Origin of the sequence: Tepidimonas charontis (genome assembly GCF_007556685.1) — a bacterium.
Lineage (GTDB): Bacteria > Pseudomonadota > Gammaproteobacteria > Burkholderiales > Burkholderiaceae_C > Tepidimonas > Tepidimonas charontis.
Genome location: NZ_VJON01000061.1, coordinates 1 through 9,895, shown reverse-complemented (window position 1 = coordinate 9,895; position 9,895 = coordinate 1). Strand labels below are relative to the sequence as shown.

Annotated in this window: 12 protein-coding genes; 3 read left to right on the top strand and 9 right to left on the bottom strand. The window is 61.6% G+C overall.

Going from position 1 to position 9,895, the window contains the following annotated elements:
• The first annotated feature begins 163 nt into the window (after nt 1–163).
• Nucleotides 164–994 carry an ImmA/IrrE family metallo-endopeptidase gene (locus Tchar_RS12720; protein ID WP_144329368.1) on the top strand — a complete coding sequence of 277 codons (831 nt, stop codon included), beginning with the start codon at nt 164–166 and terminating at the stop codon, nt 992–994.
• A 63-nt stretch (nt 995–1,057) separates the two neighbouring features.
• Nucleotides 1,058–1,642 carry a hypothetical protein gene (locus Tchar_RS12715; protein ID WP_144329367.1) on the top strand — a complete coding sequence of 195 codons (585 nt, stop codon included), beginning with the start codon at nt 1,058–1,060 and terminating at the stop codon, nt 1,640–1,642.
• A 51-nt stretch (nt 1,643–1,693) separates the two neighbouring features.
• Here Tchar_RS12715 and Tchar_RS13845 read toward each other — a convergent pair whose 3' ends face one another.
• The 9 genes from Tchar_RS13845 to Tchar_RS12680 all read right to left on the bottom strand — a co-directional run bounded on the left by Tchar_RS13845 (nt 1,694) and on the right by Tchar_RS12680 (nt 8,169).
• A complete protein-coding gene (locus Tchar_RS13845; protein WP_201739371.1) occupies nt 1,694–1,864 on the bottom strand; it encodes a hypothetical protein in 171 nt (56 codons plus the stop codon).
• Nucleotides 1,864–2,196 carry a type II toxin-antitoxin system RelE/ParE family toxin gene (locus tag Tchar_RS12710; RefSeq protein ID WP_144329366.1) on the bottom strand — a complete coding sequence of 111 codons (333 nt, stop codon included), beginning with the start codon at nt 2,194–2,196 and terminating at the stop codon, nt 1,864–1,866. Before Tchar_RS12710 ends, Tchar_RS13845 begins: the two co-directional genes overlap by 1 nt.
• The gene (locus Tchar_RS12705; RefSeq protein WP_144329365.1) at nt 2,193–2,477 is read right to left on the bottom strand and encodes a type II toxin-antitoxin system ParD family antitoxin; all 285 of its coding nucleotides are present in this window, start codon (nt 2,475–2,477) and stop codon (nt 2,193–2,195) included. The genes Tchar_RS12710 and Tchar_RS12705 overlap by 4 nt, the downstream gene beginning before the upstream one ends.
• A gap of 212 nt (nt 2,478–2,689) precedes the next feature.
• The gene (locus Tchar_RS12700) at nt 2,690–3,937 is read right to left on the bottom strand and encodes a glycosyltransferase (RefSeq protein ID WP_144329364.1); all 1,248 of its coding nucleotides are present in this window, start codon (nt 3,935–3,937) and stop codon (nt 2,690–2,692) included.
• Nucleotides 3,934–4,287, bottom strand: coding sequence for a type II toxin-antitoxin system VapC family toxin (locus Tchar_RS12695; protein ID WP_144329363.1), 354 nt, complete (start codon nt 4,285–4,287; stop codon nt 3,934–3,936). Before Tchar_RS12695 ends, Tchar_RS12700 begins: the two co-directional genes overlap by 4 nt.
• Nucleotides 4,288–4,338: 51 nt before the next feature.
• The gene (locus Tchar_RS14345) at nt 4,339–4,482 is read right to left on the bottom strand and encodes a FitA-like ribbon-helix-helix domain-containing protein (protein ID WP_408033617.1); all 144 of its coding nucleotides are present in this window, start codon (nt 4,480–4,482) and stop codon (nt 4,339–4,341) included.
• An 89-nt stretch (nt 4,483–4,571) separates the two neighbouring features.
• Nucleotides 4,572–4,715, bottom strand: coding sequence for a hypothetical protein (locus Tchar_RS13770; protein WP_161595536.1), 144 nt, complete (start codon nt 4,713–4,715; stop codon nt 4,572–4,574).
• A gap of 225 nt (nt 4,716–4,940) precedes the next feature.
• On the bottom strand, nt 4,941–7,262 hold the full coding sequence (locus tag Tchar_RS12685; RefSeq protein WP_144329362.1) for a beta strand repeat-containing protein: 2,322 nt from the start codon (nt 7,260–7,262) through the stop codon (nt 4,941–4,943).
• Nucleotides 7,263–7,506: 244 nt separating this feature from the next.
• Nucleotides 7,507–8,169, bottom strand: coding sequence for a DUF3782 domain-containing protein (locus Tchar_RS12680; protein ID WP_132962054.1), 663 nt, complete (start codon nt 8,167–8,169; stop codon nt 7,507–7,509).
• 115 nt (nt 8,170–8,284) lie between these two features.
• Here Tchar_RS12680 and Tchar_RS12675 point away from each other — a divergent pair, with 115 nt between their 5' ends.
• The gene (locus Tchar_RS12675; protein ID WP_161595535.1) at nt 8,285–9,508 is read left to right on the top strand and encodes a site-specific integrase; all 1,224 of its coding nucleotides are present in this window, start codon (nt 8,285–8,287) and stop codon (nt 9,506–9,508) included.
• The last annotated feature ends 387 nt before the right edge of the window (nt 9,509–9,895 follow it).

Below are 9,895 nucleotides of genomic sequence, written 5' to 3'. Positions count from 1 at the left end.
ATCGCTTCCGGCTCCAACATCTCCTGCACTCCGCAAACCACACGGCGCACAGGATCTACCTCAATGTGCTTCGTTTCCAACGATGGCCTCCTTGCGAACGAGGGGGTCAGTTCCTCGTGTCGCTAGGGGGTCAATTTACGGTGTCGCCTGACAGCGCTTTCCGGTGCCGGTGGAAGACCTGGCGCTCGAGTACAGCCAGCAGCGATTTCCTGATGCGCCGATTGCCAAGGTCCAAGGCGCAGCCCTGGACGGGTTCGAGGGGTTGCTGGCCGCCAACAAAAAGCGCACCAAGTGGATGATCCTCTACAACAGCGCCGCAAGCTCCGTGGGCCGCCAGCGCTTCACAGTCGCCCACGAGTTCGGGCACTACCTGCTGCATCGCCACGAGCGGCAAGCGTTCGCCTGCGGCAGCAGCGACATCGAGACCGCTGGCGAGGGCAGAGGCAGCCGCGACATTGAGAAGGAGGCCGACGAGTTTGCCACCGCGCTGCTGATGCCGCTGGATGATTTCCGCAGGCAGGTGGACGGCCAGACCGTGAGCTTTGACCTGCTGGGGCACTGCGCCGACCGGTATGGCGTGTCGCTCACCGCTGCTGCGATCCGCTGGCTGGAGATTGCGCCGCAGCGCGCCGTGCTGGTGGCCAGCCGCGATGACCACATGCTGTGGGCGGCATCGAACGAGGCGGCCTTCAAGTCCGGCGCCTTCTTTGCCACGCGCAGACACACCATCGAGCTGCCTCAATCCGCATTGGCACACAGCCGCAATGGCGCCGGCACACCACAGACGCACGTCACCCGCGCCCAGGTCTGGTTCCCGCGCGAGCCGGCCGACATGCCGCTCACCGAGATGACCGTGGTGGCTGGCAACTACGGCTACGCGCTGACCTTGCTGGTGATGCCAGAGGCCGAGAGGCGTTGGCGGCGGCGGGATGAGGACGAGGAGCCGGTGGAGGATAGCTATGATCGGTTCAGGGCTGGTGGGCGGGTGCGGTGATTAGTGCCCGAAAGAACAATGGGCTTAGCCCCTACAAATGACCCATGCAATAAGGAGCAAACGTTGATCTGGACAGAATGGGGTCGGCTCACGCGTTTTCTGGAGAGTGCACGGATCGCCTTCGCGCGAGAGTCTCAGCTTTGGGAATCTCTGGAGTTAGCAGATGCTTCATCAGCCAAAATCCGTACAGAAAATGGAAAGGCAACCTACCAAGTCTCGCTTGAGCAGCACCGCCAAGCGGTGTCTGATACCTGGCTTCTCAACGCGTCCATTCTTCTCTCATACTATGCTCTCGCTGAAGCGGCTGCAGCCGATAAACTCGGTTTAGATGATGTGACGGACGTCGGTGGGATTGAGGTTTGGGGGCAGCGCCTTTTAGACGCTGCGGCGGCTAATTGGCACGATGTTAAGGACGGCAAAGCTGGCGCAGTCGAGGTCGCAGTTGTTCGAAATGCGATTGCCCATGGGGATCGTACTTATACCCAGCGCAGTATCAATCGACTGCAAGCTGCTGGCGTGCAGGTATCTGTTAGCCCAGGAGCGCCCCTGCAGCTCGACTACACAGCACTTCACGAGTATCGGGCCCGCCTGAAGAGCTTGCTGCGCGTGGGGCAAGTGCGTGGCGCGGTGGGAGACGGAGAGAGCTGATCCGATCCATCGTAATCACCCTTGCGATGTGTGCTGGTGAGCCCGAACAACTCACCCCACCCACAACACATTCACCCCCGCCATGCTGGCATCCGGCACACCCACCACGGTGATGACATCGCCTTCCGGGTCACCCACGTGCAAATAAGCACCGTCCCTCAGCGGCAGCCAGCCGATGGATTCCGCCTCGATGGCGGCGAGGTCGGCCGAAGCGCACAACATCACGAATCCAGATGCCGCTGCAAATCCATGCTGTCGTGCAGGACGCGCAGTATTTCGATCAGGCAAGCCGTTTCGTCGACACGAAACACCAGCTGGTGCCTACCCTTGCGCCCATGGCGAGCCACATGCAGTGTGGCTACGTCATCACCCAACTCAGGGCGCCAGCGCACATCAATCAGCTGCGGCCCTGCGTTCAAGGCCTCCAGCGCATCGTTGATGACGTCGGTGTAGGACTCAAGCTGCAACGGCCCAAATTGCTCCAGCGTCCAATCAAGGATGTCTTCGACATCTTGAGCAGCTCGATCGGTCAGACGTACCGTCCAGCAGCTCATCCGTGTTTCGCCAACACACGCTTGCTGATGCCATTGATGTGCGCACGCAGCGACGCTGAATCTTTGAATTCGGTATATCGCCCGGCCTCGATGTCGGCAATGCCCACCGCCACCGCCTCGCGCAGAGCGGCGAGTTTGGCGGCCTGCTCGGCTTCACGCGCTTGCACAAGGCGCAAGCCCTCGCGCAGCACCTCGCTGGCGTTCTGGTAGCGACCACTGGCCACCATCTGCTCGACGAACTTGGCTTGGCTGTCGGTCAGTACGACGTTGCGTGTGGGCATAACATTCTCCATGGGCTGGTTTATGGCACATTCTGCCAATCATCCTTGAGCGAAGCAAGCCCCTTCACGTATTCTCCCGCGCTTTTTTGCTCAGGAGGAACGATCTAGGAGGGACTTCGCTGCTTTTCGCCTGCGGCTACTTGCCCGGCCGCTGGCACAACCGGCACTGGCGGCGGGATCAGCTTCCCGGTCGCCGGGCTTGATCGACACGCTCACTTCACCAGCCCCTCCACCCACGCCAGCTGCTGCGGCAGGCACACCGTGCGCAGGTCATAGTTCGCCTGCGCGAACTGCCGGGCGTTCTGGCCCAGCCGCTGCCTTGCGGCCGGATCATCGAGCAGCGCACAGACTTCGTTGGCCAGTCCCGCCACGTCGAAGAAATCCACCAGCTTACCGGTCTCGTCGTGCCGGATCGCCTCACGCAGCGGCTGGGTGTCGCTCGCCACAATTGCACACCCCACACTCATCGCTTCGAGCAAACTCCAGGACAGCACAAAGGGGTAAGTCAGATAGACATGGACGGTTGAGAGCTGCAGCAGCGGGATGAAATACTGGTACGGGATGTTGCCGAGGAAATGTACCCGCGCCCAGTCGGCATCGCTGATCTGCGGGCGGACTTCGGCAGCGAAGATCTCACGCCAAGTCGTAAGACCCCCGTAGCGTCCTGGCTCGGGGGCGGCGCCGTAGCTCACGCCGCTGCCGCCGACAATCAGCACCCGGGCCTGCGGTCGGCGCTTGAGCATCTCGGGCAGCGCCCGCATGAAGATGTGGTAGCCGCGATAAGGTTCGAGATTGCGGTTGACGAAGGTGATCACCTCGTCGCGCTTCGTCAAGGTCAGCTGGCCGTTGAGCGTGAGGCGCACAGCGGGGTTGGGTGCCAGCGCTTCGGTGTCGATGCCGTCGTGCACCACCGTGATCCTGTCCCGGAAGGGCTGCGGAAAGGTGCTGGCCTGCCAGTGGGTTGGGCTAATGCCGGCGTCGGCCACCTCGAAATGCAGCAGGTTGTTGAGGTTTTTGAGGCGCAAACGACAGACGTCACCCGGCTCTGCGACCGCAAATTCCGGGTCGAAGCCGACATCGGCGCCGCGCGGGTGGTAGAAAAACTCACAGTAGATGCCAAGCTTCGCCTGCGGCCAAACCTCCTTGAGAAAGAGGCTTTCGCCCCAGCCGGGGTGGGCGATGATGACATCGGGTGCGAAGCCCTGGACTTTCATCTGCAAGGCCGCGCGGAAGCAGGCTTCGGCGCGGATGACCTTGGTCTCGAAGTCACTCACCCACGGATGCACGTTCGGTGTGGTGCCGCGGCCGACCGCATAGGGCACGAGTTTGACGCCCTGCCATTCGTTGGCTTCGGTCTTTTGCATCGTCATCGCGACGACCGTGTGGCCGTGCTGCACCAAGGCCGGCGCCAGGTGTTTGAACTGCCCGGGAAAGTTCTGATGGATGAAGAGGATGTTCATGCGCCGGCGAGCCACGGATTGGTGATCTGCAAGCCCTCGATCCCTTCGAAGTCGCAGACGTTGCGTGTCGCCAGGGTGAAATTGTGCGCCAGTGCAATGGCGGCGATCTGCGCATCTTCGGTGCTGATGGGGCGGCCGACGCGTATGCGCTGCGCCACCACAGCGGCGTAGTGCAGCGCCGCTTGGCGCTTGCCCGCAGGCATCAGCGCCAGCCCAAGTGCGATTTCGGCGCGGCACACAGCGCAGACCCACACCTGTTCAGGGTCGAGGCGATCCAGCCATGCCGTCACCGCTTCGGCGGGCTGCGGACGCATGAATTCGGACAGCACATTGGTGTCGAGAAGATTCACCGCGTGTCATCCCAATTCGGCGGCGTGCGCGAGATCTGGCGCGTTGGAAGTTCAAAGTCCGCATCGGCCACCTCGGCAAAGCGCTGCTTCAGCCGCTGCCCTAAAGGTTGCGGTTGGGATACGCGGACCAAGGCATTCACGCAGAATGCGGCGGGCCTCCTCTTCCATCGACACCCCGTGCTGCGCGGCACGCATGCGCAGGGCCTGCTCGATGGCATCATCCACATGACGAATCGTCAAGGCTGCCACAGGAGCGCCTCCCACTTGATAGCAATGACTGCATGTTAGTCATTGCCATCTTTCTCGTCAAAGCGAATTTTGTCCTCGTTGGGCAGGATTGCTTTGGCAAAGTCCACCATCGCGAGCTTCCGGTAGGCCAGCGTGCGCGCAAGCGCCCGTTCGACGCCGGCCTCGGTCAATCCTAGCACCGTACTGGCTCGACAGGCGGCTGTGCTCGCGGTTGATGAGCACGGCGATCAGGGCTGGATCAGGCTTGGCGATGGCAAAGGCTCCTTGTCGTTTCTTCCGTAAAGACCCTGCATGTCCGCAAGGCCCTTATGGAAAAAACCCTGCCCCTCGTGCGAAGGGCGGGGTTTGAAGGGCTATCGCCTCACGCACCCGCTATGCAGCCGGTGCGTTGTTGGCCTGCGCGATCAGACAATGCTGGCCAACAAATTGCCTGCGGTAATGTTGCCTCCAGCGGTGACGGTAGCCACGAGTTCGACCACGAAGTTCTGGCTGGTGGTACTGGAGTCAGCGTCGTAAACGTAGTAGACGTTGAACGTGTCATTAGACGCGAGGTTGCCACTCCCGCCCACCGCCGACACCAACACCACCGCTTTTTGGTTGTCAGCCAGGATCACTTTCCCGTTTGCCGTGGTGGATGATGTGACCACTTTGTTGGCGGAAAGTGTGCCGCCGGTGACGTTGTAGAGGTAGCCAACGTTATTGCCGCCCGTCACCAAATCAAGGTCGTTGCTGGAGCCGTTAACCGCCGTCGTTGCCGCGTTGGGTGTCGAGTTCAAGAAGGCCTGGACATTGATTCTGTCATTCGATAAAGAACCGACATAATTTTGAATCGTGTCCTTCCCATTCGACGCCAAACTGTCGGCCAGATAAACGGTGACGTTACCGTTGTCAACCTTGATCACATCGTTGCCGTTGGTACCGTATATATGGGCCGTGTTGTTGCCATCGTCGATGGTCAGGGTCGAGCTGCTGCCAAGGAGGGTGCGGTCGATGTTGCGAAGGTCAATGGCGTTGATGTTGGTATCGGCTTGAATGACGATGTTGCCCTTGCCTTGGAAGACGCCGCCTTGGATGGTGTAGCCCGCACCAGTGCCGCTTTCATCCAAGACCACGGTTGCCGTGGCGTTTTCCGCAGCATTGACGTTGAGCGCGGCAATCGTGGCGTTGTTGGAGTCCGTGACAATTTTCAGCGTCTGGGCGCCGGAGGTGCCGTTGACCTCGAAGTTGACGGTGGAGATGGTAAAGGTATCAGCTGCGGCCGCCATATCACCTTCTACGGTCACATCGACCTCGCCGCTCGCGTTGGCGCTCTTGACATTGACCTCGCTGATGGCGATGTTGGTTCCGGCAGTACCGGGGCTCGCTTCCGCATGCACGGTTGCCTTGGCGCCGCTGGCGGTGACGTTGAGGGTCTTGAGGCCGTCAAAGCTGTTGCTGGCATGACCAATATTCACGTCCTTGCCATCGGCCGTGACGTTGAGGGTCTCGACTTTATCGGCGGTGATAGCACCACTACCCGTCAGCGTCCCATCCTTGGCGATGAAGTTGAGCGTCGTCGCGTCGTTGTAGGTCTGCGTGCCGCCAATGGTGGCATCCTTATCTTTGGACTGCACCGTGACCGTGGTGGCGTTTGAAATCGTCACATTGCTAACGTTATGCGCGGCCGCTCCGCCGATGTTGAGTGTCGCGTCGGCCTTGGCGCCGCTGGCGTAGGCCACGGTGATGTTGCCAAAGGGATTGGCACCATCGCCTGTGCTCTGCCGCAGGGCGTTGATGGTGGCCAGCTCTGCCTTGGCGCCCGAGATGGAGATGTGGTCACTGTTGCCACTCTTCGAAATCACATCCACCACCGTCATGCCGCTGGTCTTGCTGGCGTTGTAGTTGCCATTGGTACCGGTGAAGGTGAGCACGGCCTTTTCCACACCGCTGACGGTGGGGGTTTGGGTGGCCGAGAGGGTGGCGCGCAAGGTGTCGGTGCCGTCGCCGCCGGTGATGGTGTCGGCGCTGTTGAGCGTGGTGCCGAAGCGGAAGGTGTCGTCTTGCGCGGTGCCGATGACGGTGACGTTGGAGGTGCCGCCCAGGGTCAGGTCCAGCTTGCCTTTGTAGGCGCTGGCGTCGACTTTGGTGACGACGTTGGTGGTGTTGATGTCGGCCACACCCGTGCCATTACCGACGATGGTGAGGGTCTTGTTGGTGTTGCCACCGTTGATGGTGATGTAGTTGTCAGCGCCGAGCACGTTGAGCTTGACGGCTTCGATGGTGTTGCCGCTGCCTACATCAATGGTGGAGCGCGTCGTGGTGCTGCCAGACTTGCTGCCGGCCTTGTTCACTTCGACCGTGACTTCGTCGCTGGTGCCGCTGGTGCCAGTGAAGGTGGCCGTCAAGTTCTTGGTGCTGTTGTTGATACCAACTGCCGTTCCGAGCTTGAGGTTGTTGATGGTCAAATCACCCACCGAGTCTTTGCTGTGGATGGCGCCAACGCCGGTAAAGAGCAAGGCGTCAAGCGTAGCACCACCGCCGACGGTAGTGGCCACCTGGACGTTGATGAGGTCGATGTCCTTGACGGTAACCGGGTCGGACGCGGTGTTGCCGTTGGCAATGAGGTTCAGGGTGTCGTTGCCGCCCTTGCCATCGATGGTGTCGCCAGCATTGAAGGTGGCGTTGTTCGAGTTGCCGAACAAACCCTCGATGACGTCGTTGCCAGCCGTACCTTCGACTTTGTTCACATCTTTAGTGAGCGAAACAGCCAGCCACCCGCAAGCCTTCGACAGATCAAAGGCTTAGGCCGACACCCGTGGGCTGCCCGCGCCTTCTCATACCACGCTCATACCACCTGCGGCCCTATGCCGCCAATGCCGCGCCTGGCCAAAGTTTTCTTTGGCAGATCAAAGGGTTAGCGCCGAATTTCTGCTCTGCTGGTGATGCTTGGCCAGCTCGTCATACCGAGCTCATACCAACCTCTGACCCGCATCACCAGCGCTTGGGCTCAAAACCTTCGGGCACCGTCAGATCGAAGATTTCATCGTGGATGGTTGCAGTCATGAGGCCCAAGCTCTGCGCTTCCTCGGCCACCCCAGGCTGCCACTCCACCCCCGCCAGAATGCCAATGCGTGCCTTGCCAGCAAGCTCCGGCATCAGCTCGGGCAGCTGCTCAAGCTGCCTGATAAGCTGCTCGATGGCGGCTCGTTCTACCCGGCTTTTGACCTCCACGATGATAGCCAGGTTGATCTCGCCGTTGGCCCAGGCCAGCACGTCGTATTCCTGCTCGCGCTTGCCCCGGCGCACCCGGTGGCGCGGCGAGATGTTTTCCATGCCGAAGCGCTCGGTCAGGATGCGCTCCAATGAGGGCAGCGCCAGCCCCTCGGTGAAGTAGCCAAACTTGTTGCCGAGCCCGCCAATCTCCTTGCCGAGCTTTTCAAGCTGCTGGTCGATGCGGTCATCGGCATCGCGCAGCGCACGGATGAGCTCGTCGGTTTCACGCAAACGGCGGTCGGTCTCCTTGCTGGAGTCGCGCAGCTCGCGGATGAGCTCATCGGTTTCACGCAAGCGCCTGTCAGTCTCCTTGCTGGACTCAGCCAAGGAGGCAATCATCGCTTTGAGGTCATCCCAGGAGATGTCAGCGGCGGTGGTCATGGTTCTGGTTGGCTTGCACTGGGCTGGATCGGGGCAAACAGTCTAGCACCCAAGCCCGCTGCCTGTCTTGGCCCGGCTATGGCAGTATGGCTCAGGCACACAGGAGGCCATGCGCATGCCAAGGGTAAGCCTCACCCAGGACTTCCTCAACCGCCTGCCCGAGTTCGTTCCGCCTTCCGGCGCAGCGCACTTCTTCGATGCCGAGATCAAGGGCTTCGTGCTGGAGCTGCGCGCCTCGGGCGGGGCCACCTTCTACTTCCGCTACCGGCACCAGGGCAAGGTGCGCTTTGAGCGCATCGGCCGCCTCGATGAGATGCCCCTGGCGGATGCCCGCGCCAAGGCTTACCAGATGCGCGCCCTGCTCGATGCAGGCGGCGACCCCGGGCTTGAGAAGCGGCGCTTTGACGATCCGCCCACGCTGCAAGCCTTCGTCGAGGAACGCTATCTGCCCTACGCCCGCCAGCGCAAGCGCAGCTGGGCCACCGACGCCACCATGCTCAGGCACCATATTCTGCCGGCCTTTGGCGCTTGGCGCATGGATCGCATCCGCCGCGCCGATGTCATCGCCTGGCACCAGCGCCTCAAAGAGCAGGGCTACGCCGCGGGCACCTGCAACCGGGCGCTGGTGCTTCTGAAGTTCATCTACAACTGCGCCATCCGCTGGGAGGTCTTGCCCAAGGATGCCAACCCTTGCGTGGGCGTGGAGCTCTTCGAGGATCACGGCGCGCGCGAGCGCTATCTTTCCGCTGAGGAAGCGCAGCGTCTGCTGGCGGTGATCGAGAAGAACCGCAACACCCAGGTCGGCCAGATCATCCAGCTCTTGCTCTACACCGGCGCCAGAAAGCGCGAGCTGCTCGATGCCCGCTGGGAGGAAATCGACTTCGAGCGGCGCATCCTCACCATCCCGGCTAGCCGCAGCAAGTCCAAGAAGACCCACGTGGTGCCGCTCTCCGATGCGGCGCTGGCTATCCTGCGCCAGATCCGCGCCGCCCGGCAGGAGGATTGCCCCTGGGTCTTCGTCAACCCCGCCACCGGCAAGCCGCCCGTGTCCATCTTCTACGCCTGGGACTCCATCCGCAAGCAGGCAGGATTGCCCGAGGTGCGGCTGCACGACCTGCGCCACAGCTTTGCCTCCTTCCTCATCAACGCGGGCAGGAGCCTCTTCGAAGTGCAAAAGCTCCTGGGCCACTACGACCCCAAGGTGACGATGCGCTATGCGCATCTGTCGCCGCAGGCGATGCTGGAAGCGGTCAACGTGGTGGGCAGGGCCGTGCAGCGCCCTTCAAACGCCCAAGCCCCCGGCCCTGCCGGCGCTGGGCCAGCAGAACCGGGGGCGTGAGGCAAAGGCGTAGCAAGGTCTCTGGCTCGCCACGCATGGCCGAGCCTGGGCTGATCGCGGCCTAAGCTACCTTGCCACCCCCTTGAATTTCTCCACCGTCCGCATGCCGGCGATGCCGAGCATGCCGGTGAGGATGACCCAGAGCGCTTCGGCGTCGAGGATCGGCGGCGGCAGTTGTGTGCGTCAAGTTGTGCAAATTGGTGATCAGGTAATTGGTTGATCCTGTTTGCGCTGTCGTTGTCGCGGAGGGCGTAGCCCGGAGCGATGACGACAGCGCGCGGCCGCTTCAGGCGGCCAGTCTCAACGCCTCCTTTTTCTGCTCCGAAAGGAGCGTCATGTTCAGGTAACGGCTGTCCTCCAGCCAGGTCTCGTGCGTCTCGACGCACA